At 64.3% G+C, this 24,098-nt stretch carries 26 protein-coding genes and 1 tRNA gene; 12 read left to right on the top strand and 15 right to left on the bottom strand.

Annotation, left to right across the window (positions count from 1 at the left end; all coding sequences use genetic code 11):
- Positions 1-14 precede the first annotated feature (14 nt).
- A complete protein-coding gene (locus MUB52_RS14525) occupies positions 15-566 on the bottom strand; it encodes a tetratricopeptide repeat protein (RefSeq protein ID WP_318527433.1) in 552 nt (183 codons plus the stop codon).
- A gap of 80 nt (positions 567-646) precedes the next feature.
- On the opposite strand from MUB52_RS14525, the gene MUB52_RS14520 reads away from it, so the two are divergent.
- From MUB52_RS14520 to MUB52_RS14500, 5 genes are read left to right on the top strand one after another with little or no spacing between them, the layout of a single operon-like run.
- Positions 647-937: an SCP2 sterol-binding domain-containing protein gene (locus MUB52_RS14520; RefSeq protein ID WP_263844957.1), complete on the top strand. Its 291-nt coding sequence runs from the start codon at positions 647-649 to the stop codon at positions 935-937.
- Positions 937-1,884, top strand: coding sequence for an alpha/beta fold hydrolase (locus MUB52_RS14515; protein ID WP_263844956.1), 948 nt, complete (start codon positions 937-939; stop codon positions 1,882-1,884). The genes MUB52_RS14520 and MUB52_RS14515 overlap by 1 nt, the downstream gene beginning before the upstream one ends.
- Positions 1,885-1,923: 39 nt before the next feature.
- Positions 1,924-2,931 carry a ligase-associated DNA damage response exonuclease gene (locus MUB52_RS14510; RefSeq protein ID WP_263844955.1) on the top strand — a complete coding sequence of 336 codons (1,008 nt, stop codon included), beginning with the start codon at positions 1,924-1,926 and terminating at the stop codon, positions 2,929-2,931.
- The gene (locus MUB52_RS14505; RefSeq protein WP_263844954.1) at positions 2,928-4,526 is read left to right on the top strand and encodes an ATP-dependent DNA ligase; all 1,599 of its coding nucleotides are present in this window, start codon (positions 2,928-2,930) and stop codon (positions 4,524-4,526) included. Before MUB52_RS14510 ends, MUB52_RS14505 begins: the two co-directional genes overlap by 4 nt.
- Positions 4,519-5,412 carry an amidohydrolase family protein gene (locus tag MUB52_RS14500; RefSeq protein WP_263844953.1) on the top strand — a complete coding sequence of 298 codons (894 nt, stop codon included), beginning with the start codon at positions 4,519-4,521 and terminating at the stop codon, positions 5,410-5,412. The genes MUB52_RS14505 and MUB52_RS14500 overlap by 8 nt, the downstream gene beginning before the upstream one ends.
- 42 nt (positions 5,413-5,454) lie before the next feature.
- On the opposite strand, the gene MUB52_RS14495 is transcribed toward MUB52_RS14500, so the two are convergent.
- A complete protein-coding gene (locus MUB52_RS14495) occupies positions 5,455-6,360 on the bottom strand; it encodes a hypothetical protein (RefSeq protein ID WP_263844952.1) in 906 nt (301 codons plus the stop codon).
- Positions 6,361-6,569: 209 nt separating this feature from the next.
- Here MUB52_RS14495 and MUB52_RS14490 point away from each other — a divergent pair, with 209 nt between their 5' ends.
- Positions 6,570-8,384, top strand: a complete 1,815-nt coding sequence (locus MUB52_RS14490; protein WP_263844951.1) for a M3 family oligoendopeptidase — start codon at positions 6,570-6,572, stop codon at positions 8,382-8,384.
- Positions 8,385-8,397: 13 nt separating this feature from the next.
- Here MUB52_RS14490 and MUB52_RS14485 read toward each other — a convergent pair whose 3' ends face one another.
- From MUB52_RS14485 to MUB52_RS14475, 3 genes are all read right to left on the bottom strand, one after another.
- A complete protein-coding gene (locus tag MUB52_RS14485; RefSeq protein WP_263844950.1) occupies positions 8,398-9,096 on the bottom strand; it encodes a hypothetical protein in 699 nt (232 codons plus the stop codon).
- A 320-nt stretch (positions 9,097-9,416) separates the two neighbouring features.
- A complete protein-coding gene (gene rpoH / locus MUB52_RS14480; protein ID WP_263844949.1) occupies positions 9,417-10,313 on the bottom strand; it encodes an RNA polymerase sigma factor RpoH in 897 nt (298 codons plus the stop codon).
- 187 nt (positions 10,314-10,500) lie between these two features.
- Positions 10,501-11,526, bottom strand: coding sequence for an RluA family pseudouridine synthase (locus tag MUB52_RS14475; protein WP_263844948.1), 1,026 nt, complete (start codon positions 11,524-11,526; stop codon positions 10,501-10,503).
- Here MUB52_RS14475 and MUB52_RS14470 point away from each other — a divergent pair.
- Together MUB52_RS14470 and MUB52_RS14465 are read left to right on the top strand one after the other, a co-directional pair.
- On the top strand, positions 11,525-11,836 hold the full coding sequence (locus MUB52_RS14470; protein ID WP_263844947.1) for a DUF6476 family protein: 312 nt from the start codon (positions 11,525-11,527) through the stop codon (positions 11,834-11,836). The genes MUB52_RS14475 and MUB52_RS14470 overlap by 2 nt on opposite strands.
- Positions 11,837-11,890: 54 nt before the next feature.
- On the top strand, positions 11,891-12,772 hold the full coding sequence (locus tag MUB52_RS14465; RefSeq protein WP_263844946.1) for an AEC family transporter: 882 nt from the start codon (positions 11,891-11,893) through the stop codon (positions 12,770-12,772).
- Between the two features lie 19 nt (positions 12,773-12,791).
- Here MUB52_RS14465 and MUB52_RS14460 read toward each other — a convergent pair.
- Positions 12,792-12,868, bottom strand: a tRNA-His gene (locus MUB52_RS14460).
- A 43-nt stretch (positions 12,869-12,911) separates the two neighbouring features.
- A complete protein-coding gene (locus tag MUB52_RS14455) occupies positions 12,912-13,394 on the bottom strand; it encodes a GNAT family N-acetyltransferase (protein ID WP_263845013.1) in 483 nt (160 codons plus the stop codon).
- A gap of 80 nt (positions 13,395-13,474) precedes the next feature.
- On the opposite strand from MUB52_RS14455, the gene MUB52_RS14450 reads away from it, so the two are divergent.
- Positions 13,475-13,672 carry a DUF6324 family protein gene (locus MUB52_RS14450; RefSeq protein WP_263844945.1) on the top strand — a complete coding sequence of 66 codons (198 nt, stop codon included), beginning with the start codon at positions 13,475-13,477 and terminating at the stop codon, positions 13,670-13,672.
- On the opposite strand, the gene MUB52_RS14445 is transcribed toward MUB52_RS14450, so the two are convergent.
- The 6 genes from MUB52_RS14445 to MUB52_RS14420 form a co-directional block, all read right to left on the bottom strand.
- Positions 13,669-14,127, bottom strand: coding sequence for an MmcB family DNA repair protein (locus MUB52_RS14445; RefSeq protein ID WP_263844944.1), 459 nt, complete (start codon positions 14,125-14,127; stop codon positions 13,669-13,671). The genes MUB52_RS14450 and MUB52_RS14445 overlap by 4 nt on opposite strands.
- Before the next feature lie 485 nt (positions 14,128-14,612).
- A complete protein-coding gene (locus tag MUB52_RS14440; protein WP_263844943.1) occupies positions 14,613-14,921 on the bottom strand; it encodes a hypothetical protein in 309 nt (102 codons plus the stop codon).
- A gap of 43 nt (positions 14,922-14,964) precedes the next feature.
- A complete protein-coding gene (nusB, locus tag MUB52_RS14435) occupies positions 14,965-15,447 on the bottom strand; it encodes a transcription antitermination factor NusB (protein WP_263844942.1) in 483 nt (160 codons plus the stop codon).
- On the bottom strand, positions 15,444-15,995 hold the full coding sequence (locus tag MUB52_RS14430) for a 6,7-dimethyl-8-ribityllumazine synthase (protein ID WP_263844941.1): 552 nt from the start codon (positions 15,993-15,995) through the stop codon (positions 15,444-15,446). Before MUB52_RS14430 ends, nusB begins: the two co-directional genes overlap by 4 nt.
- Before the next feature lie 2 nt (positions 15,996-15,997).
- Positions 15,998-17,122 (bottom strand): 3,4-dihydroxy-2-butanone-4-phosphate synthase, encoded by a 1,125-nt coding sequence (ribB, locus tag MUB52_RS14425; protein ID WP_263844940.1) that lies wholly within the window; start codon positions 17,120-17,122, stop codon positions 15,998-16,000.
- A 75-nt stretch (positions 17,123-17,197) separates the two neighbouring features.
- A complete protein-coding gene (locus MUB52_RS14420; protein WP_263844939.1) occupies positions 17,198-17,791 on the bottom strand; it encodes a riboflavin synthase in 594 nt (197 codons plus the stop codon).
- Positions 17,792-17,923: 132 nt separating this feature from the next.
- Here MUB52_RS14420 and MUB52_RS14415 point away from each other — a divergent pair, with 132 nt between their 5' ends.
- From MUB52_RS14415 to MUB52_RS14405, 3 genes are all read left to right on the top strand, one after another.
- Positions 17,924-19,237 carry a capsule biosynthesis protein gene (locus MUB52_RS14415; RefSeq protein WP_263844938.1) on the top strand — a complete coding sequence of 438 codons (1,314 nt, stop codon included), beginning with the start codon at positions 17,924-17,926 and terminating at the stop codon, positions 19,235-19,237.
- A gap of 114 nt (positions 19,238-19,351) precedes the next feature.
- Entirely contained in the window at positions 19,352-20,485 is a 1,134-nt protein-coding gene (locus MUB52_RS14410) for a polysaccharide biosynthesis/export family protein (protein WP_263844937.1), read from the top strand.
- Between the two features lie 8 nt (positions 20,486-20,493).
- A complete protein-coding gene (locus MUB52_RS14405) occupies positions 20,494-22,512 on the top strand; it encodes a capsular polysaccharide biosynthesis protein (RefSeq protein ID WP_263844936.1) in 2,019 nt (672 codons plus the stop codon).
- A 1-nt stretch (position 22,513) separates the two neighbouring features.
- Here MUB52_RS14405 and ribD read toward each other — a convergent pair whose 3' ends face one another.
- Together ribD and nrdR are read right to left on the bottom strand one after the other, a co-directional pair.
- Entirely contained in the window at positions 22,514-23,587 is a 1,074-nt protein-coding gene (gene ribD / locus MUB52_RS14400; RefSeq protein ID WP_263844935.1) for a bifunctional diaminohydroxyphosphoribosylaminopyrimidine deaminase/5-amino-6-(5-phosphoribosylamino)uracil reductase RibD, read from the bottom strand.
- Between the two features lie 17 nt (positions 23,588-23,604).
- Positions 23,605-24,072, bottom strand: a complete 468-nt coding sequence (gene nrdR, locus MUB52_RS14395) for a transcriptional regulator NrdR (RefSeq protein ID WP_263844934.1) — start codon at positions 24,070-24,072, stop codon at positions 23,605-23,607.
- Positions 24,073-24,098: the final 26 nt, after the last annotated feature.

Below are 24,098 nucleotides of genomic sequence, written 5' to 3'. Positions count from 1 at the left end.
TTCGTGTCCGGTGTTCAGAGCGTGCGGCCGATACCGTTGCGCTCGAGCTGCTCCATGGCAGTTTTCGCGTTCTCGTGATGCGGGTTCAAGGCCAGAACCCGGTCGAAAGCCTCTGCGGCCCGCTCCAGGTCGCCGAACTCCCGCAGCATCACGCCAAGGCCGAAGATTGCGTTGTAGTTATTGGGGTTGAGCGCCAGCGCGCGCTCCAGATCGTCGAGTGCAGGGCCATAGAGCCCCGCCTGATAGTAGGCCGTGGCGCGCGCGTGCCAGCCTTCGGCAAACTCAGGCGCGTGGTCCGTCAGCGCCGTCAGATGATCGATGGCCTTCTCGGTCTCTTCCTCTTTCAGCGCGTCCCGGCCACGCTTCAGCAGCAGGTTCATGGCCGGCGAGCCGGAGTTGTCCCAGATCAGCGACAGCGCGCGGTCCAGCCGGGCCGCCTCGGTCTCCGGCGCCTCGCGCAACTGCTCGAGCAGCGCCTCTTCGGCGTGCTGTGCAGACACAGGTCCTGTGAAAACAAGCGCTGCAACAAATGCCGTAACGACATATTTGAGGAAATAGAGTTTCATCGCCATAACACTCTTGAATGTAACAGGCCGTCCCGGCAATTCCAGACCCCGCGACTGCCCGCAACCCAAAAGGCTTGAAGATGAGCGATATTGTGAACGAGGCCGTGGCCGCATTGAACGAAAAACTGGCCGGAGCCGACTTCGGTGGCACTGCAAAATTCGACATCGCGGGTGAAGGCTGCGTGATGATGGACAGCAGCGGTGCCCGCGCGGGCGATGAGGCCGCGGATGTGACGCTCTCGGCGGACGCGGAGACGTTCAAATCGATCCTCGACGGCGACACCAACCCCACGAGCGCCTTCATGACCGGCAAGCTGAGCGTCGACGGCGATATGGGCATGGCAATGCAGCTGGCCTCTGCGCTGGCCTGATGAGCCCGACTTCTGCGCCCTTTCTGAGCGACATCGCCTTCGGAGAACCGGGCGGTGCCGCGCACTGGGCGCAGACCTCGGATGGGCATCGCGTGCGCCTCGGCGTGTGGGAACGACCCGAGGCCAAGGGCACGGTTCTGATCTTTCCCGGCCGCACGGAGTTCATCGAGAAATACGATGTCTGCGCCGCGCAGCTGACCAGGCGTGGCTTTGCCAGCATGGCCATCGACTGGCGCGGCCAGGGGCTCGCGGACCGGCTGCTCGACAACCCGCTGATCGGCCATGTGGAGCACTTCCCGGACTACCAGAAGGACGTGAACGCGCTGGTGCGCGCGGCCCGGACGCTCGAGATGCCGCGGCCGTTCTTTCTGCTTGCCCATTCGATGGGCGGTGCCATCGGTTTGCGGGCGGCAATGGAGGGGCTGTCGGTGCAGGCCACGGCTTTCACCGGGCCGATGTGGGGCATCAAGCTTGCACCTCACCTGCGCCCGGTCGCCTGGCTGCTCAGCCATGTGATGCCGCATGTGGGGCGTGGCGACCGCCTGCCGCCCGGCACGACGATCGAGCACCACGTGCTGACCGATGGATTCGAAGGCAATCTGCTCACCCGGGATCAGACACAGTTCGAGCAAATGCGCCGGCAGCTCGAGGCCCATCCCGAGCTGGCGCTGGGAGGCCCGAGCTTTGTCTGGCTGCGGGAAGCCTTGCGGGAAACGCGGCACCTCGCGGGCCGCCCCTCGCCCAACCTGCCCTGCCTGACCTTCGTCGGCACGAACGAACGCATCGTCGAGGTGTCTGCCATTCAGGCCCGCATGGCCGCGTGGAAACGCAGCTCCCTGGAATTGGTGGAGGACGGCGAACACGAGGTGCTGATGGAGAGCGAAGCCGTCGCGGGGCCGCTTTTCGATCAGATCGCTGCTCTCTTTCTCAGCGGCGGCCACGGCTGACGTCTGGGCAAATCGGCTGGAGCCTCTAGTTTGGGAGCCATGAGCCCCGCCCTGACCTTCACCGACCGCGGTATCTACTGCGCCGCGGGCGATTTCTACATCGACCCCTGGCGCCCCGTAGAGCGCGCGCTGATCACCCACGGCCACGCGGATCACGCGCGGCATGGGCATCAGCACTACCTTGCCACCCATGCGGCACTGCCCGTGATGCGCCACCGTCTGGGGGAGATTACCGCCGAGGGCATCGGTTTTGGCGCGCCTTTGCAGATCGGCGACGCCACGGTGTCCTTCCACCCCGCCGGACACGTGCCTGGATCGGCGCAGATCAGGGTCGAGGTCGGCGGAGAGGTCTGGGTGGCCTCGGGCGACTACAAGGTCGAGGCGGATGGGCTGTCGGAGGCCTTTGAGCCACAGCGCTGCCACCACTTCATCACCGAATCGACCTTTGGTCTACCGGTCTTCCGCTGGCAGCCACAGGCGAGGGTCGCGGACGAGATCAACGCCTGGTGGGCGCGCTGTGCCGCCGCCGGGAAGACGGCCTTCCTGGGGGCCTATGCGCTTGGCAAGGCGCAGCGGCTACTCACGTTGCTCGACCCCGAGATCGGGCCGATCCTGACACATGCAGCGGTGGAGAACACCAACGCGGTGTTGCGCGGGCAAGGCCTCACGCTGCCTGACACCATCGCTGCAACTGCTGAGATCGATCCAAAGGCGCACAAAGGCGCGCTTGTGCTGGCGCCTCCGTCAGCTCTGGGCAGTGCCTGGGCCAAGAAATTCGGCGCGCAGGAGACCGCCTTTGCCAGCGGCTGGATGCAGCTGCGCGGTGTGCGGCGCAGGCGTGCGGGGGACCGCGGCTTCGTCATTTCCGATCATGCGGACTGGAACGGGCTCTTGAGCACCATCAAGGAGACGGGCGCGGAGCATATCTATGTCACCCATGGCTACACGGATATCTTCGCGCGCTACCTGACGGAAAACGGCTGGTCTGCAGAGGTGGTGCCGACGGAGTTCGAAGGGGAAACGCTGGATGCGGAGCCCGCCGCGTGAAACGCTTCGCCGCCCTCTTCAACGCCATTGACCAGAGCACGAAGACCACCGTGAAGGTGGCAGCCCTCGCTGATTACTTCGGCGCGGCGCCGGATACGGACCGGATGTGGACCATCGCGCTCTTCTCCGGGCGGCGGCCCAAGCGGGCGGTAACGACGACGAAGCTGCGCGAATGGGCAGCCGAGCAGGCCGGCATTCCGCTCTGGCTCTTCGAGGAAAGCTACCCCATCGTCGGCGATCTGGCCGAAACCATCGCGCTGGTGCTACCGCCGGTGGAGACCACGTCGGACCGAAGCCTGTCGGACTGGATTCTCTTTGTCCGCAGCCTGGGTGACGTGGAAGAAGACGCCCGCAAGGCGGCCATCCTCGACGCCTGGGCGCAGCTTGGCGGCACCGAGCGCTTCGTCTTCAACAAGCTGATCACCGGCGGGTTCCGCATGGGTGTGAGCCAGAAGCTGATGACTCGCGCGCTCGCCAAATCCACCGGCAAACCCGAGGCAGAACTGGCGCATCGGCTCATGGGCAACTGGCACCCGGATGACACCACATGGGAGGCGCTGATCGAGGCCGAGGATGCCTCCGCCGATGCCTCACGGCCGTATCCGTTCTATCTGGCCTACGCGCTGGAGGACGGGCCGGAGGCTCTGGGCGCGCCTGACGACTGGCGCGCGGAGTGGAAGTGGGACGGCATCCGGGGGCAGTTGATCCTGCGCGACGGGCAGCATTTCGTCTGGTCGCGGGGCGAGGAGCTGATGACCGACCGCTTCCCGGAACTGGCGCGCGCAGTGGACTTTCTGCCGCCGGGCACTGTTCTGGACGGGGAGCTTCTGGTCTGGCACCCCCGGACCGAAAGCCCCGCTAGTTTCAATGCGCTGCAACGCCGGATCGGGCGCAAGACGGTGCCGAAAAAGCTGCTCACCGAGGCGCCTGTCGTCCTGCACGCCTATGACCTGCTCGAATGGCAAGGCGAGGACCTTCGCGATACGCCGTTTGCCGAACGCCGCGCACTGCTCGAAGAGGCCTGCGCCGACCTGCCACCCGAGGCGCCTGTGCGCCTATCCCCTCAGCTTGATTTCGACGACTGGGAGGATCTGGGCGAGATCCGCTCCGTAGCGCGGGACGAGAACGCCGAAGGGCTGATGCTGAAACGCGCCGACAGCCCCTATCTGGTCGGGCGCAAGAAAGGCGACTGGTGGAAGTGGAAGCTCGACCCGCTGACCATCGACGCGGTGATGATCTATGCCCAGGCGGGGCACGGGCGGCGCGCAAACCTCTTCACCGATTTCACATTTGCGGTCTGGAACGGCAACGATCTGGTGCCCTTCACCAAGGCCTACTCCGGCCTGACGGATTCCGAGTTCCGCGAGATCACCAAATGGGTGCGCAAGAACACGCTGCAGCGCTTTGGACCGGTGCGGCAGGTCACGCCGCACCACGTGTTCGAGATCGCATTTGAGGGCATTCAAGCCAGCCCGCGCCACAAGTCTGGCGTCGCCCTGCGGTTTCCGCGTATGTCGCGCTGGCGGCAGGACAAACCGCTGCAAGAGGCGAATACGCTGGAGGATTTGAACGACATGCTGCGGATCTATGGATAAGCCCGACGCGTTGATGCCGCCCACCCCGCAGGCACCGCTCCGTCGCGCGCCAGAGGGCGCGTGTGACGCGCATGTGCATCTGATGGCGGGGCGCGGCGAATTCCCGCTTTGGGACGGTCGGGTCGAGAACCCCGCGCCCGGCCCCGACCTCGATGGCTGGCTCAAGATGTTCCGCACGCAATGCGACACGCTTGGGGTGTCGCGCGGGGTGATCGTGCATTCGATCCTCTACGGCACCGACAACAGCGTGACAGTCGAGGCTGTGCGCCGTATGGGTGCGGGCTTCCGCGGTGTGGGGTTGCTGGCAGATGGCGCCTCCGAGGCCGAGATGGACCAGTTCGTGGAGTGGAACATGGCGGCGGTGCGGCTCAACTACGTGCACGGCGGGGTGCTAAGCTGGGACGGCGCAAAGGCCATGGCGCCCCTGCTGGCCGAGCGCGGATTGCACATTCAGATGCTCTGCCACGCGGATCAGCATATGACCGATCTTGCCGAGGATGTGCGCGGCCTGCCCACCGACGTGGTCTTCGACCATATCGGCTGGCCGAAGGATGCGCTGACCACGCAGAGCGCCGGGTTTCAGGCGCTCTGCGCTCTGCTGGCCGAGGGTAAGGCGTGGGTCAAACTCTCCGCGCTCTACCGGATGTGCCCCGCCCCTTACACCCAGGCCGATCCGCTCGTCGCGGCGCTGATCGCGGCCAATCCGGAGCGCTGTCTCTGGGGCTCGGACTGGCCGCATCTGATGCTGGCCGATGCGGAGATGCCGCAGGCGGCTGACCTGCTCGATGCGTTCGATCGCGTCGTGCCCGATGACCGGACACGGGCCCGAATTCTCGTGGAGAACCCGGCCGCGCTGTTTGGCTTCGGAGCGTCCGGCAAAGAGTGACGCCGCGGGCGTCAGACCGCCGCCTGATGCCCTTGCTGCAAACTAGGAGCAGTTGCCCTCCAGGCCGACCATGCCCGCGCCAACCCCGGTGACCGTGAGAGTGCAAGTCTGATCGCCGGCTGTGACCTCGATCGAAGACCCGGACGCGACCGTGACCGTCTCGATGCCGTTCACGGCGAGGCGCGCGGACGACCCATCTGCGGCCAATGCCGAGACGAACACGCGCAACGCCCCGTCTGCCAGCGACACGGTTGTGCCCGGAGTGTGACCGTCTTCCGGCGCGGGCGGAACATCTGCCGCCGCTGCTTGCGGGGTCTCGGTGCCGCAGTCAAAGCCAATAACGGCACCCGCATCCGTCACACCGGCCAGCGCCACAGCGCACTCCGCCTCGTCAACAGTGACGGGCGCAGAGGCACCCACCGCCAGGCTATGGGCAGTGCCGTTCACACTCAGGCGCGCGCTCTGACCGTCTTGATCGAGCGCGGAGACAAACACGCGCACCGCGCCATCGGCAAAGATCGCCGTCTCGCCCACAGCGCGCGCATCGGCCGTCGGCATGTCGAGGTTGGCGGCCGCGTTCGCCGGATCAGCGCTGGCCCCGGGCGCCTCAGCCATTTGCTCGGCCAGGGCCGCCAGATCGCTCGCCTGTGCCTCCGCGGCCTCGGAGACCGCGGCCAATTGGCCAGCCACATCCGCTTGCAGCGCCGCCAGTTTGTCGTCCACTTCCGCAGCGGCCGCCGCAGCACTTTCGCTCAAGCGCGCCTCAAGCTCCGTGATCCGGGCCTCGAGCGCCTCTGTCGCAGCGCTCATAGCTGCCTCCGAGGCCTCATCCGCCTCACCCATGGCGCGTTCTATCTTGCCGTCCGCCAATGTCCCGCTGATCGCCACGGCGAGCAAAACGCCAAAGAGCAGCCCGCCTCCCACGCCAACGGCCAATTGATTTTGCATGTCACTTCCCCTCCATCTCAAACTCCCAATGCCACGGTTTTATTCGATCCGCGCGACATCCGGGAGTCTAGAACAATCGGAAAGCTCCCCGCGAATTATGTGCGCTTCTGCGGTTGCGAAGCCCGCGCGAGGGTTTTACCTCGACCGAACAGCGCTAGGTCACGCATATCGATGCGGCCACCGCGTCCCAGACGGATCAGGAGACCACCATGTTCAACCGCCCGCTTTACGATGCCAATGCCAACGGAGGGTCCGGCCCGCTCGGCGACCTGCCCGAATGGGACCTGAGCGATCTCTACACCAGCGAAGATGCGACCGAGCTCAAGCGCGATCTGGACTGGCTGGAGCAGGCTTGCGCGAGCTTTGCCGCAGACTATGAAGGCAAGCTGGCGGAGCTCGACGCGGCGGGTTTCCTCGACTGCGTGCTGCGGAACGAGAAGATCAACCAGATCGCCGGGCGCATCATGTCCTTCGCAGGCCTGCGCTACTACCAGCTGACGACAGACGCGGGCCGGGCCAAGTTCATGGCCGATCTGCAGGAGAAGATCACCAATTTCACGACGCCGCTGGTGTTCTTCACGCTCGAGATCAACCGGCTGGCCGACGACCACCTCGATACGCTCTACGCGCAGAACGCGGATCTGGCGCGCTACAAGCCCGTCTTCGATCGCATCCGCGCGATGAAGCCCTATCAGCTCAGCGATGAGCTGGAGAAGTTCCTGCACGATCTGGGCGTGGTCGGCGACGCCTGGGAGCGGCTCTTTGATGAGACCATCGCGGGGCTGGAATTCGAGGTGGACGGCGAGACCCTGAACATCGAAGGCACGCTGAACCTGTTGACCGAGCAGGACCGCGCCAAGCGGGAAGCCGCGGCACGCGAGCTGGCCTCGGTCTTTGCCGAGAACATCAAGATCTTCGCGCGCGTACACAACACGCAAGCGAAGGAAAAAGAGATCATCGACCGCTGGCGCGGCATGGAGACGGCGCAGCTGGGCCGTCACCTCAGCAACCAGGTGGAGCCCGAAGTGGTCGAGGCCCTGCGCAATGCCGTGGTCGGGGCCTACCCCAAGCTCAGCCACCGCTACTATGACCTCAAGCGCAAGTGGCTGGGCCTCGACAAGATGCAGGTCTGGGACCGCAACGCACCGCTGCCGATGGAGGACACGCGCATCGTGAATTGGGCCGAAGCCGAGAAGACGGTGATGGACGCCTATTCCGCCTTCGATCCGCGGATGTCCGAGATTGCGGAGCCCTTCTTCCGCAAAGGCTGGATCGACGCCGAGGTGAAGCCGGGCAAGGCACCGGGCGCCTTTGCGCATCCGACGGTGACCAATGTGCATCCTTACGTGATGCTGAACTACCTGGGCAAACCGCGCGATGTGATGACATTGGCCCATGAGCTGGGTCATGGCGTGCATCAGGTGCTCGCTGCCGAACAGGGCGAGATGCTATCGTCCACCCCCTTGACGCTGGCTGAGACCGCAAGTGTGTTCGGCGAGATGCTGACCTTCCGCAAGATGCTCGACGGGGCGGCGGATGACACGCAACGCAAGGTGCTGCTCGCCGGCAAGGTCGAAGACATGATCAACACGGTGGTGCGTCAGATCGCGTTTTATGATTTCGAATGCAAGCTACACGCCGCGCGGCGCGGCGGTGAGCTGACGCCCGACGACATCAACGCGCTCTGGATGTCGGTGCAGGCCGAAAGCCTTGGGCCCGCGTTCGAGTTCATGGAGGGCTACGAGACCTTCTGGGCCTACATCCCACACTTCGTGCATTCGCCCTTCTACGTCTACGCTTATGCCTTCGGTGACGGGCTGGTGAACGCGCTCTATGCGGTCTACGCGGAAGGAGATGCGGGCTTCGAGGACAAGTACTTCGAGATGCTGAAAGCCGGAGGGTCGAAGCACCACAAGGAGCTTCTGGCGCCCTTCGGCCTCAATGCCTCCGACCCTGCCTTCTGGGACAAGGGGCTGAGCATGATCTCGGGGTTCATCGACGAGCTGGAGGCGATGGAGGGCTGATCCCGCCTGGACGTCAGGTCAGCGCCATATCGTCTTTCGCCGACAGCACGCCCTTGACGATCTGATGAATGCCATCGGATCCCCCTGCAAGGATGAGTGCGGTGAACAACACGTCCACAGCCACGAAGAGTTGCAGCTGATCGAAGAGGCCCAGGAACTTGTTCGCCGCCGAGATCGTGGTGACATCCACGAACTCGGCCAGAACTGTCGTCCCGGTCAGCGCAACGAGCCCACCCAGCACCGTGGCGGTGCTCGCCGCAAAGGCCGCCTTTTCGGTCCCGAGCTCTTCGCGCAGCGGCATAGCCTGCTGATCCGCGGCGATCTTGTCTTTCTTTGCGGCCGTGATCTGCTCGCGCAGCCGTTCGATGGTGTCGTTCTTGGCCGCATTGGCCGCAGCGAGGGCGGCCTGGTCGGTCATCGCCGGGACGGGCTGTTGCAGTTCCATATCCAGAGCGGACTGCAGAATTGCACACTTGCGCCGGAGCTTGACGACCTCGGCGTCGACGCTCAGTTCCCGCTTTATGAACTTGTTGTTGACGATGACTTCGACGGCGCGCTCGATCAGCAGGGCAAAGAACGTCAGTGCCAGCAAATGGGTCACGACCCGTTCTGCGAGACCCTCCTCGAACGATATGCTGCCGAAGCCGATGGCCGCGGCGTAGGCCGCAACGGCCGCCACGATGAATATCGCAAAATATGGGCCATATCTCATTTTAATCTCCTGAATCAATAAATTATATATAATACTTCAACTAAAAAAACGGGGGTCGGCACCCGCGACACTGCCATAGGTCAGCAAACCGCGGTAAATATAATATCAATACCGCGACCGCCTCCGTCTCGATGCCATCCGACGGCAGCAAGTGCGATGATACCTCATCTGGGGCGGTCAAGCCAGAAAGGTTGTATCAGGCCCATTGCGGCTGGGCCTGAGGCCACCTCCCGGCGGCATCGGTTCGGGCTCGATTGGCCGGGCTGGGGTGTCGGGCATCGCCGCACCGGGCAAGGCCGGAACGGTGCGGCGCGATGTGATCAGGCGCTGGTCAGCATACCCTTCTCACGGGCCAGATCGCGCATCTTCTTCTGCAGTTTCTCGAAGGCGCGGACTTCGATCTGGCGGATCCGCTCGCGGCTGACATCGTATTCAGCGCTGAGATCCTCCAGCGTGACGGTCTGGTCGGACAGGCGGCGCTGCGTCAGGATATCCTTCTCGCGCTCGTTCAGGACACTCATGGCCTCAGTCAGCAACTCGCGGCGCGCTTCGAGCTCGTTGCGCTCTTCATAGTCGCCCGCCTGGTCGGCATCCTCATCTTCGAGCCAATCCTGCCACTGCATCGCGCCTTCGGCTTCCGAGCCCACCGTCGCGTTAAGCGACGCGTCCCCACCCGACATCCGGCGATTCATGGAAATGACCTCTTCCTCGGTCACGCCCAGATCGGTGGCGATCTTCTTGACGTTGTCGGGGTGCAGGTCGCCCTCTTCCAATGCGCCGATCCGGCTCTTGGCCTTGCGCAGGTTGAAGAACAGCTTCTTCTGGCCAGAGGTTGTGCCAAGCTTGACCAAGCTCCAGCTGCGCAGGATATACTCCTGAATCGACGCACGAATCCACCACATGGCGTAGGTGGCCAAACGAAACCCCTTTTCAGGGTCAAAGCGCTTGACCGCCTGCATGAGGCCCACGTTGGCCTCGGAAATGACCTCGGCTTGCGGCAGGCCATACCCGCGATACCCCATGGCGATCTTGGCCGCGAGACGCAGGTGTGAGGTCACCATCTTGTGGGCGGCCTCGGTATCCTGTTCTTCGACCCAACGCTTGGCCAGCATGTACTCCTCTTCCGGTTCCAGAAGCGGAAATTTGCGGATCTCCTGCATATAGCGGTTCAACCCGCCCTCTGGCGTCGGTGCCGGAAGATTTGCGTAATTTGCCATCAAGAGCCTCCCAATGTTTAAGGGCTTAACATGAAATATGGTGTCTGAACCGATCAGTTCAAGTCAGCTGCTGCGAAATTGTTAATGCCAAGTGTATCGCCGCCGCGTTAACGAAAGACTGACACGAAGCGCCAGCGTTAACACTTCACATGACGGTGCGCTCACGCAGGTTTGTGGAATGTGTCGGTCAGGCGCGAACACTCCCGAGCAGTTCGGACAGATCCTGTGGCAAGGGTGCCTCGAACCGCAGATTGGCGCCAGTGACGGGGTGTTCAAAGCCCAACACGGCAGCATGCAAGGCCTGGCGCGGGAATGCGGCCACCGCCTGAGCGGCCGCCGCGTCGAGAGACTTTGCGGGCAATTTACGCTTGCCACCATAAGTTGGATCGCCAACAAGCCCATGGCCCGCATGGGCAAGATGCACGCGAATCTGATGGGTGCGTCCCGTCTCGAGCCAGCATTCCAGCAGTGCAAGGACAGGTGGCCGTCCAAAGCGTTCGACAGTCCGCGCCCGTGTCACCGCATGCCGCCCGCCCTCGAACAGCACCGCCTGGCGCTGGCGATCCGTCTTGTGGCGCGCGAGTTGCGTTGTGATCTTCAGGATGTGGCCGGGCTCGAAACTCACGCCCTTGACGCCGCGCAGCCGCGGGTCGTTCCCGTCCGGCACACCATAGACGACCGCGTTGTAGTAGCGCTCGACCCGATGCGCCTCGAATTGGGCGGCCAGCCCATGATGCGCCGCGTCGGATTTCGCAACCACCAGCAGACCAGACGTGTCCTTGTCGATCCGGTGCACGATGCCCGGGCGTTTCAGACCGCCAACACCAGAGAGGTCATCGCCACAATGCGCCAGCAGCGCGTTGACAAGCGTGCCCGACGGCGTCCCCGGCGCAGGATGCACCACGAGGCCCGCGGGCTTGTTGACCACGATGAGATCCGCATCCTCATGCACAACATCGAGGGCTATGTCTTCGGGCAGGATATGGCTCTCCCGCGCCTCCTCCACGTCAATGGTGATTTCGGCCCCGGCGTCGACGCGCGCCTTCGGGTCGGTTTGCGGCTGGCCATTGACCTGCACAACGCCCTCCGAGATCAGCCGGGCGAGGCGCGTACGCGAGAGCGACGCCTCCTCTGGCACATCGCGGGCAAGCGCCTTATCAAGGCGCGACGGCGGCGAGGCGTCGATGGTGAAGCGGATTTGGCGAGACGGCATGGACAACCCAGAAACAGATGCGGACGCAGCGCGACCCGAGCCCGCCAACCTGCGGTTTCTGCGCCGGCTGGTCACGGTGCTCACCGCCACGATGATCGGCGGTGTCTTACTGATCATCGCGCTGATTGTCATGCGTTTCAACGGGCCGGCCCCCGATTTGCCCGAAACAATCGCGCTGCCCGATGGCGCAAGGGCCGTGAGCTTCACGCAAGGGCCGGAGTGGTACGCGGTGACAACCGATGCCGACGAGATCCTGATCTTCGATCGCGTGACCGGGCAGCTGCGGCAGACCATCGCGGTCGAGAGATAATCTTTCTCACAAAAGCAAAGCATTACGCGACATACTTCAACCTGAGGACGCGCTTTGGATCTTGCCCTGAAAGTCATCGAAATCACGGCGCCTGTGTTCCTGCTGGCCGGTATCGGGTTTCTGTGGGTCCGCCTGGGCTTTGAGTATCGCGTCCAGTTCGTCACGCGGCTGTCGATGACGCTCGCGGTCCCCGCGCTCATCTTCGTGGCGCTGATGCAAACGAAAATTCCCGCGCAATCGCTCTCGCAGATCAGCCTCGCTGCGATGGCAGGATATGCCTGTGCCGCCTTCGGGGCTTGGTGCTTTGTGCGTCTTACCGGCCTCGAAGTCCGCACCTATCTCGCGCCGATCATGATGGGCAACACCGGTAACATCGGCTTGCCGCTGGCGTTCTTTGCTTATGGAGACGAAGGGTTCGGCTATGCGGTGGTGGTCTTCGCCGTCTCGTCGATCTTCGCCTTCACCTTCGGCGTCTGGACCGTCGCGCGGACGAACTCGCCGCTTACGATGTTCAAGGAACCGATGGTCGCGGCCACGCTTCTCGGCGCCCTCTTTCTCTGGCAGGGGTGGCAAACGCCTCCCCTCGTCACCAACACGCTCTCGCTGCTCGGCCAGATGGCCATTCCGCTCATGCTGATCACCCTTGGCGTCGCCGTCGCGCGGCTGAGCCCGCAGAACTTCGGCCGCTCGCTGTGGATTGCACTGGTCAAGATCACCCTCTGCGTCAGCATCGGCTGGAGCTTGGGGCTCTGGTTCGAGCTGCCGCATGTGGCCTTCGGCATCCTGGTGTTGCAATTGGCGGCACCGGCGGCAGTCACCAGCTATCTGATCGCCGAAAAATACGGCGCAGATGCCGAGGCGGTCGCCGGTCTCGTGGTGGTTTCGACACTGCTGTCGGTGATCACCCTGCCGGTTCTGCTCGGCATTGTGCTCTGAGGGCGATCTGCACGGAGGATGGTACCACCTCCTGGGCTCGAACCAGGGACCTCCTGATCCACAATCAGGCGCTCTAACCAACTGAGCTAAGGCGGCACAAATCTGGATGTATCCGCCCGGTTTGCGGAATGCAAGAGGCTTAGAAACGATAGGCCCAGCTCTGTTCCACAAGGTCCTGACCGAAGGAATGCACGGGCTTTGCGCTCAGCAAGTCCCAGCCTTCGGCGCGATAGAGCGCGCAGGCCGCCGCATGGCTTTCGTGAGTCCAGAGTTGCATGTCGCGGTAGCCTTGCGCCTTCGCAAAGCCCATGCAGGTGCGCAAAAGGCGCTTGCCGAGGCCCTTGCCCCGCGCCTCGGGCACCAGCAGGAAGAGACGCAGTTTGGCCGTCGTCTCTGACAGTCTGACACAGAAGATCGAACCCAGTCGGCGGCCCGCGTCCTCGGCGATCCAGCCGCGCTCGGCCACACTGTCGTGATGTACGATGAACTGGTCCAGAATCTCTGCCACCAACGCACCGAAGCTCGCATCAAAGCCCTCAGCTTGCGCATAGAGCGTGCCGTGCTGGGCGACCAGCCAATCGCGGTCGTGCGGTGTGAAAGGTCGAATGCGCACCCTGTCCATAAACCTAGCAAACCGCATGCCCGCTTGCCTTTCAAGCCCGTGCAGGCTAGCGATTGATCGGATCAGACAGGAGACTACGGATGGGCATCGATACCGAGCGCGAGATCGAGGCAAACCTCCAGATCGGGCCGACGGACAAGGGCATGGTTCGCATTTATGTCGAATCAGAAGGCGTTGAAATTCCTATGGATTTCTCGCCGGACGATGCGGACGAGATCGCCGAGGAAATCACCGCCGCAGCCAACCGCGCCCGCAATATGGGCCGCAAGCGCCGCTAGCCCCACTCCAGCGCCATCTCCGGATCGCGCAGCCCCTGCAGCCGCCGTGCGGCTGTCGTCGCTACCTTCTGAATCAGCACCTTGCGCCGCGCCGCCGCGAGCTTGGTCTCGGGACCCATGCGAACGACCTCGCCACCGTAGGCATCGGCGATGATCAGCCCCGTGTGATCGGGCAACAGTTCCGTCGGAAAATATTCGTCCACCGCCCAGAAGAAGCGATCGCACCACTCAAGGTAGCCTTCCCACTTGTGGTCGGAGCAAAAGTCCGCCCGGCTCGATTTGCATTCGATCACCCAAATCTCGCCTTTCGGGCCGAGCCCCATGACGTCCACGCGCAGCCCGCGCGCGGGGATGAGCTCTTCCACACTGACAAACCCATAGCTCGACAGCAGGCGCCCCGCGCCGCGCGCCAGCAGTTGGCCGGGCTGGACAGATGAAAGATCGGGCACAGTCATGGCCAAACTATGAACAGATCGGGAACATCGTTCAAGAATATTTTGCCGCATCGCCCATGCGCACTTGTCGCTGGGACCACAGGCGATTAAGTGCTTTGATGACGGGTGCTGCTCTTCGCGTGACTGGTTACGTTCCAGTGGCCTTAAGCAAATCCGAGGGAGCTGGCTCTGTCCTGGCCCTGGCCAAGTTACCTGGCGCCCACCTGTATATACAGGTCCTCGGGAATAAATACCAAACGGTTGCAGCGGGCCCGTCACCCGAACCCGCTTCCCTCAGCGATATCAGCTTTTTCGGTCGGCTCAGCGACGCTTGTGAAGCGTGCGTTTCTCTTCGACACGGACCGGTACCAGCAATTCTTCCTGCTGGGGCTGGCTAAAGACACTGCGGATCAAACGAAGAATGTACTCAAACATTGCCGGTCTCCTTTGTACCAAAGATGGCATCTGAGGCCGAAATGTCCAGAGGGTTTTGCTGAATATTAGCGCTAACGGCGCGGTTTGGGGGCTGGTGACGCAACCAGAACGGGCACCGCTTGCCGCGGACCACCGCCACTGTCGTCATTGCGATCGTCGCGCGCGGCCATGGCGGTGATCGCCCAGGCGAACTGAACGCCGGAGAAGACGATTCCGTTCAGCACCCAGAACACCGCGACCGCCATCACCGCGACATCCGAGGTTGCCACCAGATGTCCGAGATTCGCGACGTTGAGCCATAAAACAAGGGCCACGAAGGCCCCGGCTGCGAAAAAGCCGGTGAAAGCGCTCTTCATGTACAGTCTGACGACTCGCGGCATGTCGGTCTCCTTTGATCAAAAGATAGCGCAGATCGGGCGCGTTTCAAAAGGCCTCGGGTTGCGCCTCGCGGGCCATGTGGTCGAGCACCGCATTCACGAACTTCGGCTCCTTTCCCTCGGGGAAAAAGGCGCGCGCGACGTCGACATACTCGGTAATCACAACTTTGGGAGGCGTCTCTTTGGCTTGCATTTCGGCGCCGGCCGCGCGGAACAGCGCCCGCAGCGTCGGATCGATGCGTGCGATGGGCCATTTCGCAACCAGCGCCCGGTCCGTCATCTGATCGATCGGCGCCTGATAGTTCACCGCCCGGTCCAGCACCTCGCCAAAGAGCTCCATATCGCCATCGAGCATCTCCTCGCCATCATAGACTGCGCCGAACCGGTGATCGAGAAACTCCGCCCGCACGGACTCCACCGTTTGCCCGGAATGCTCCATCTGGAAGAGCGCCTGCACGGCATAAAGCCGTGCGGCGGATTTCATCTTCCGGCGCTGATTACCCGAGAGGTTGCCATGCAGCGATGTCATGCGGTCTTGGATCCGTCACTTGAACCGGCGATCAGCGTATCCTGCCCTGCGGGCTTGAAGCCGATGCCTTTGGATTGGTTGGCCCACTTACGGGCCATCGCCACCAGATGCAAGGCCGCTGCCGCTGCGCCGCCCCCCTTGTTTTGGCCTTCTACATCCGCCCGCGCCTCCGCCTGCGCGCGGGTCTCCACCGTCAGGATGCCGTTGCCGATACAAAGCCCCTGCAGGCCCAGCAGCTGCAGCGCGCGGCTGCTGTCGTTGCAGACCGTTTCGTAATGCGTCGTCTCACCGCGGATGACGCAACCAAGCGCCACATAGCCGTCGAAATTGCTGCCCCGGTCGGAGATCCCGATGGCCGTGGGCACTTCAAGCGCGCCGGGCATCTCGATCAGATCCCAAGTTGCTCCGGCCGCCTCGATCTCGGCCTTGGCGCCGGCCACCAGACTGTCGGCGATGTCCTTGTAGTAGGGCGCCACGACAATCAGGATTTTCACCGGCTTGTCGAATTCCGGGCGCGGCAGGACGTAATGCTCTTGATTGGCCGCCATGGCTACTCCTTGGTGATCGGGCGCGTGCCCACGATGGAGAGGTTGTAGGCCTTGAGGCCCAGGTATTTGGTCTGCGGGCTGTCTGTCAGCAGGATCAGGTCGCGGAACCCAAGGCTCGACATGATTTGTGCACCGACACCCGTGCGCTTGATGGTGCGCGGACCGTCATCCTCATCGCCATCGAGGCGCAGCTTCGGGTGCGGTTCGCGGAAGAGCAGCACCGCCCCGCGCCCTTCTTCGGCAATGATCTGCATCGCGCGGGGCAGCTCGTCCGCCGGGCTGGGGCCGAGGCCCAGCACATCCTCCAGAGCATTCAGCGCATGGGTCCGCACGAGGATCGGTGCGTTGTCGTTGAGATCGCCCTTGCTCAACACTACGTGATCCGTGCCGGTGATCTCATCGGCAAAGACGCGCATATGCCACTCGCCGCCGTAGGCTGAGGTGACGGTGCGTTCGTCTCGCAAGCGCAGCAGGTTGTCGTGCTGCAGCCGGTAGGAGATGAGATCGCTGATCGTGCCGATCTTCATCCCGTGCTCGGCGGCGAAGGCGACCAGATCCGGCAGCCGTGCCATCTCGCCATCGGGCTTCATGATCTCGCAGATCACGCCCGAAGGATGCAGCCCAGCAAGGCGACTGATGTCGACGGCCGCTTCCGTATGGCCCGCGCGCACCAGAACGCCGCCGCGTCGCGCGCGCAGTGGGAAGATGTGGCCCGGCGTCGCAATGTCGGCCGCCCCGGCCTGCTCGCTGATGGCCACGGCGACGGTCAACGCCCGATCGGCAGCAGAGATGCCGGTTGTCACCCCTTCGCGTGCTTCGATCGAGACGGTGAAGGCGGTCTCGTGCCGCGAGGAGTTATTCACCGCCATCATCGGCAGGCCCAATGTCTCCACCCGCTCTGCCGTCAGCGGCATGCAGATCAGGCCCCGACCATGCGTCGCCATGAAATTGATCGCTTCGGCATCGGCGAACTGAGCGGGGATCACCAGGTCACCCTCATTCTCGCGATCCTCGTGGTCGACGAGGATGAACATTCGCCCCTGCCGGGCCTCTTCGATGATCTCCTCCACCGGCGCAATCTTGGCGCGCAGATCGGTCTCGATGGGCCCGGGGGTTTCAAAGCTCATGGCGCGCGTGCCTTTCTCTTCACCTGGGACGGCTCTTATCGCAGCGGCGATGGCTTGACCAGATGCGCCCCGCGCTCAGGGCTCGTGCATCTCTGCAAGGCGCGCAACGTAACGGGCGAGCGTATCGATCTCCAGATTGACCCGGTCGCCCACCGCCACGTCGCCCCAGGTGGTGGCCTTTTTGGTGTGCGGGATGAAGTTGATCCCGAAGTCCGCGCCGTCAACCTCGTTCACGGTGAGCGAGGTACCGTTGAGCGCGACCGAACCCTTGGGTGCGATGAACCGCGCCAGATCTGCGGGCGCGCGCAGCAGAACACGCGTGCTGTCACCTTCGTCAGTGACCGAGATCACCTCGGCCACGCCGTCCACATGACCCGAGACGATGTGCCCGCCAAGCTCATCGCCCACGCGCAGCGCGCGTTCGAGGTTGACCCGCTTGCCGACCGCCCATGCGCCGAGGTTGGTCTTGTCGACTGTCTCAGCGCTGACCTGCACCTCGTACCAGTCGGGCCCGAGATCGACGACAGTGAGGCACACGCCATCCGAGGCGATGGAAGCGCCCATGTCGATACCCTGCGTGTCGTAACCCGTCCGGATCCGCGCGCGCAGATCGCCCTCCTGCGTCAGCGCCAGAACCTCGCCGATATCGGTGACAATGCCAGTGAACATGGGTCCGCTTTCCTGTGATGCCTGAGGGGGAGGTAGCCGCCGCTCGGCCTGCGCGCAAGCCCCGGCGCTTGCCGGATCGTGCGCAAAATGCCATAAGCCGCGCGGGGTGACAGAAAAGAGTGAAGCGCGAACGTGACGACCCGCCCGGCCGCGACAGAGGCCCCTCCCCCGCAAGACCGCGTCTTTCTGTTCCTGCAAGGGCCGCATGGGCCGTTCTTTTTCCAACTCGGGCAGAAGCTCGCCAAAACCGGTGCTACGGTCTGGCGCATCGGGTTCAATATGGGTGACAGCGCCTTTTGGCCGCAGCGCCGGAGCTATGTTCCATTTCGCGCGGACCCGGCGGACTGGTCAGGATTTCTGTGCCAAATACTGGACGAGAGAGGCATCACCGATCTGGTCCTCTATGGCGATACGCGGTGGATGCACGCCGAGGCGGTCACCGCCGCCAAGGCCCGCGGCCTCCGGGTGCATGTCTTCGAAGAAGGCTATCTGCGCCCCTACTGGGTCAGCTACGAGCGCGGCGGCTCGAACGGTCATTCGCCCCTTATGGAGATGCCGCTCGACCGAATGCGCGCCGCGCAGGCTGATCCGGCGCGTGAGGCGCCCGTGCCGCCCTGCCACTGGGGAGACATGCGTCAGCATGTGTTCTACGGCGCCGCCTACCATGGGTTCGTCATGTTCCTGAACCAGCGATATCGCCGCTTCCGGCCGCACCGGGCCCTCAACGTCGCGCAGGAGTTTCGGCTCTACCTGCGCCGTCTGGTGCTGATGCCGTTTCAGGGGCTCGAGCGGCGTCTGGCGACCTTTCGCATCCAGCAGGGCGGGTTCCCCTACCATCTCGCGCTGTTGCAGCTCGAGCACGACAGCGCCTTTCAGAACCATGCGCCGTTTGAGTCTCAGGCGGAATTCCTTGAGCTGGTGATCACGGAATTCGCCTCGGGCGCCCCTGGCCACCATCACCTCGTGTTCAAGGCGCATCCCCTCGAGGATGGCCGCGCACCCCTGCGGCGCGACATCCGGCGCTTTGCGCGTGCCGCCGGGATCGCGGACCGGGTGCACTACCTGCGCGGCGGAAAACTCGCTGGCATTCTGGACGAAGCGCGCAGTGCGGTGACCGTGAACTCGACGTCCGGACAACAGGCGCTCTGGCGCGGCATCCCGCTGAAGGCCTTCGGCGCGGCTGTCTACAACAAGCCCGAACTGGTCTCGGACCAGCCCTTGTCAGAGTTCTTCCGTGCCCCGATCCGACCGAACCGGACGGCCTATCAGGAGTTTCGGACCTATCTGCTGCAAACCAGCCAGCTGCCGGGAAGCTTCTACGCCAGCCGCGGGCGGCGCCAATTGCTGCGCACGGTCGTCGATCTGATACTGGCCGAGCGCGATCCCTACGCGCTTGAGCCGCCGAGAACCGCGGCTGATCCGCAACAGTTGCGGCTGGTGAAATAGCCAACACACGTCCAAGTGCTGGATTTTCAAGCGAGATGTCACTATTCTGCCGCGAATAGTCCGGGACAAACCGGCGAGACGAGGCAGAGTTCGAACGGTCGAGGAGACCACGCAGTGACACCATCCGGCTTTCGGTGGGCACGCCCCATCGCCCTTGTGACGGCCTTGGCCGTCCTTGCGTCGTGCGGTTTACCTCATGTCGGACCGAACAAACGGCAGATCTACCAGGGCTCCGTGGAAAAACAGGGCGACGCCTTCGTCGTCTCGGTCAACGATCGCGTCACCCGTGCCATCGCCGTCGTCCCCGCGCTCGGCTTCTCGGACAGCTTCAAGAATGCCGCACCCATCGGATCAGACACGATCCGGCCCGGCGACCTCCTGGGGCTCACGATCTGGGAGAACGTGGATGACGGGCTGCTGGCGGCTGAGACCACCAATGCCACGCTGCTCGAAACCGTTCAGGTTGACGGCGACGGGTTCATCTTCGTCCCCTACGCAGGGCGCATCCGTGCGGCCGGAAACTCGCCCGAGGCGATCCGCCGGATCATCACCACCCGGCTCGAAGACCAGACCCCGGACCCACAGGTCGAGGTGCGCCGCGAAGCGGGTGACGGCTCGACCGTATCGCTCATCGGAGCGGTGGGGGGCCAGGGTGTCTACGCCATCGAGCGGCCCACGCGCACCCTCTCGAGCATGCTGGCCCGCGCCGGCGGGGTGACCATCGAACCCGAGATCGCCCAGATCACCGTGATCCGCGGGCATGAGCGCAGTCGCATCTGGTTCCAGGATCTCTACGATCACCCCGAGCTCGATATCGCACTGCGCGGTGGCGACCGCATTCTCGTGGAGGAGGACACACGCTCCTTCACCGCTCTGGGCGCCACCGGGGCCCAGGCGCGGGTGCCTTTCCAGTCGCAGAACCTCTCGGCGCTGGAAGCGATCGCGCAGGTCGGCGGCCTGGTCTCGTCGACCTCTGACGCGACGGGCGTCTTTGTGTTCCGCAATGAACCTGCTGAGGTCGCCGCCGAGGTGCTTGGGCGCAACGATCTGGTGGGCGCGCAGCGGATGATCTACCTGCTCGATCTGACGGAGCCCAACGGCATGTTCATGGCACGCGATTTCGTGGTCCGTGATGGCGACACGATCTATGTCACCGAAGCGCCGCTCGCACAGTGGAACAAGGCGGTCGCGGCCGTCTTCGGTTCGCTTGTCAGCCCCGCGGCCTCCATCGACCAACTGGCCAACTAGCCCTCCGAATGGTCGCCCCGCCTGAGCCCGAGGCCGCCGGACAGACTGCTGACCGGCGGCTCTTTGTATACAATGGCGGATTTCTGACCCAGCCCCGCATCCGGCGCATTCTCGAACTCAGCGGATATCGGATCAAGCTCGGCGCGCCGGGCCCCGAGGATCTGGTGGGCGTCTGGGGGATGAGCCCGACCGCCCATCGCGGCGAGGCTATAGCTCAGAGGGCTGGCAAGGGTCTGGTGCGGGTGGAGGACGCCTGGTTGCGCTCGCTGCACCCCGGCCGGATGAAGGAACCGCCGCTTGGCCTGCTGATCGATCACGGCGGTGTCCACTACGACCCCGCGACCGCCTCGGATCTCGAGACGCTGCTTGCCACACACCCGCTTGACGACACAGCGCTGCTCGATACTGCGCGTGGGCTGATGGCGCGGATCCAAGAGGCGCATCTGACCAAGTTCAGCGCCGTCGATCCCGCCCGCCCCGCACCGCCACCGGGGTACGTGCTGGTGCTCGACCAGACCCGTGGCGATGCTTCGGTCACCGCCTGCGGCGCCGATCGGAACCGGTTTCTGGAAATGCTCTTCGTCGCGCAGGAGGAGCACCCGGGCGCGCCCATCGTGATCAAGTCGCACCCGGAGTCGGTTGCAGGTTTCCGGCCCGGGTATTTCGAGGCGCAGGACCTCTCGGCCCGCATCACGCTGCTCACCGATCCGGTCAGCCCCTGGGTGCTCTTCGAGGGGGCCGTCGGCGTCTATACCGTCTCGTCACAACTGGGGTTCGAGGCGATCTTTGCGGGCCACAAGCCGCGTGTCTTCGGACAGCCGTTCTACGCAGGCTGGGGCCTGTCGCAGGACGAATTCCCTGTCCAGCGTCGCCAGCGCAAGCTCACCCGCGCCCAGCTCTTTGCCGCCGCGATGATGCTCTATCCGAAGTGGTACGATCCCTATCGGGATCAGCTCTGTGAGCCGAGCAAGGTCGTTGAAACTCTCGCGGCGCAGGCCCGAAGCTGGCGCGATGACCACCGCGGCTGGGTCGCCTCGGGCATGCGACTATGGAAGCGCAAGCCGCTTCAACAGGTCTTCGGGATGCACCGGCCCGTGATCTTTGAAGACGATCCCGAGAAGGCGCGGGCGCTCGACCGGCCTTGGATGGTCTGGGCGGCGAAAGCTCAGAGCGCGCAATCGGATGCGGTGCGCGTGGAAGACGGCTTCCTGCGCTCGCGCGGGCTCGGGGCCGATCTGGTACCGCCGCTCTCGCTGGTGCTCGACGATCTGGGCATCTACTACGACCCGACGCGCCCGAGCCGCCTGGAGGCTCTGATCGACCAACGTTCAGAGCTGCGACCGGATCAGGAGGCACGGGCGCAGGCGCTCGTCACCCGGCTGGTTCAAGAGCGCTTGACCAAGTACAACCTCGGCGGTGAGCCCGCGGCTCTCCCGGACGGGCACCGTATTCTCGTGGTGGGTCAGGTCGAAGACGATGCCTCCGTCACAACCGGGACGACCGAGGTGCGCAGCAATCTCGCTTTGCTGCAGGCCGCGCGCGCGGCGCATCCCACCGCCACGCTCATCTACAAACCCCACCCGGATGTCGAGGCGGGGCTGCGCGACGGTGCCTGCGACGCCACCGGGCTGGCGGATTATGTCGCGGACCGCGCCGATCCGCTGGCGCTGGTCGATCAGGTGCAGGCGGTGTGGACGATGACCTCGCTTCTGGGCTTCGAGGCGCTCCTGCGGCAGGTGCCGGTCACCACGCTTGGCGCGCCCTTCTACGCGGGCTGGGGGCTGACGCGGGATCTGGGCGAGGTGCCGCCGCGCCGCCGGGCCCGCCCGACGCTGGCGGGATTGGTGCACGCAGCCCTGATCGACTATCCGCGCTACATCGACCCGAAGACCGGGCTGCCCTGCCCTGTCGAAGTGGTGGTCGACCGGCTTGCCAGCGGCCATGTGCAGCGGCGCACCGCAACCAACCGGCTGCTCGCGAAGCTGCAAGGTCTGCTGGCCGGTCACACTGGGCTTTGGCGGCGCTAACTCAGGGCGCCCTGCGCCACACATGCAGCACATCGCCGCCCAGCGGCGTGCTCCGGACCAAGGCGAACCGCGCCGCGTCATCGAGATGCTCCAGCCCAAGCGCGCCGATGCAGGGCAATCCTTCGGCCCCGATTGCGACGCCGGCGGTAAAGCCGACCAACTCGTCAACTAGATCCGCCTCGATCAGGCTCGCGGCCAGCGCGCTGCCACCTTCACAGAACACGCGGGTCAGGCCGTGGCCCGCCAACTGCCGAAGGATATCTGCCGGGTCGAGTTGCCCGCGCGCCGCCGCGCACGGCAGCAGCGTGGCGCCGAGGTCCTCCCAGGTCTGCATCAGCGTCGCATCGGCATCATGGCCGTGACACAGGATGACAGGCACCTCCCGCGCGGTGCGCGCGAAGGTGCCCATCAGCGGCAGATCGAGCCGCCGGCTGATCACGACGCGCGCCGGTTGCCAGGAGGTCCCGAGCCCCCGCACGGTCAAGCTCGGATCGTCCTTGCGCGCGGTTCCGCCGCCCACCATGACCGCGTCATGACGGGCTCGCAGACCGTGCACATATCTTCGCGCCCACAGCCCGGTGATCCATTGGCTTTCGCCCGTCGCCGTGGCGATGCGCCCGTCAAAGCTGCTGGCAAGCTTCAGCGTGACAAAGGGCCGATCCAGCTCGACCCGCGCAAAGAACCCAGCGTTGTCCTGCAACGCGTCGTCCTCCAACAGCCCGACGTCGACCGCGATGCCGGCGGCACGCAGCATCTCAAGCCCCTGACCGCTGACGCGCGGGTCGGGATCCTGCGTCGCGGCCACCACGCGGGCCACACCAGCGTCGATCAGCGCCTGCGCGCAAGGCGGCGTCTCGCCCTGATGCGCACAAGGCTCGAGCGTGACATAGACGTCAGCGCCACGCGCAGCAGGACCCGCCTGCGTCAAGGCCGCCGTCTCGGCATGGGGCCGCCCGCCCGGCTGGGTCCAGCCGCGGCCCACGATCCGGCCCTCTTTCACGATCACGCAGCCCACGGCGGGGTTTGGCGCCGTGCGTCCGAGCCCGCGCCGCCCCAGCGACAGCGCCAACGCCATGTATCGCGCCTCGGCGCTCACTCTTCTTTTTTGACGTCGGGCCGCAACTCGCTGACGAATTTATCGAAATCGTCCGCTGCCTGGAAATTCTTGTAGACGCTGGCAAAACGGACATACGCCACCGTATCGATCCGCGCGAGCGCTTCCATCACGATCTCACCGATGGTCTTAGAGGGAATGTCCGTCTCGCCCATGCTCTCCAGCCGCCGCACGATGCCCGAGATCATCTGGTCGATCCGCTCGGGATCGATGGGGCGCTTCTGCATCGAAATGCGGATCGAGCGCTCCAGCTTGTCGCGGTCGAAATCCTCTCGCTTGCCGTTGGATTTGATCACCACAAGATCGCGCAGCTGCACCCGCTCGTAGGTGGTGAACCGCCCGCCACAGGCCGGGCAGAACCGTCGCCGCCGGATCGACACGTGGTCCTCTGCGGGCCGGCTGTCTTTCACCTGTGTGTCAATGTTTCCGCAAAACGGGCAGCGCATGGGCTGTCTCCCCTTCCTCTATCCGC

Source organism: Roseobacter sinensis (assembly GCF_025755255.1).
GTDB classification, from domain to species: domain Bacteria; phylum Pseudomonadota; class Alphaproteobacteria; order Rhodobacterales; family Rhodobacteraceae; genus Roseobacter; species Roseobacter sinensis.
The sequence above is the reverse complement of the archived record's forward strand: the minus strand, read 5'-3'. Positions and strand labels throughout refer to the sequence as shown.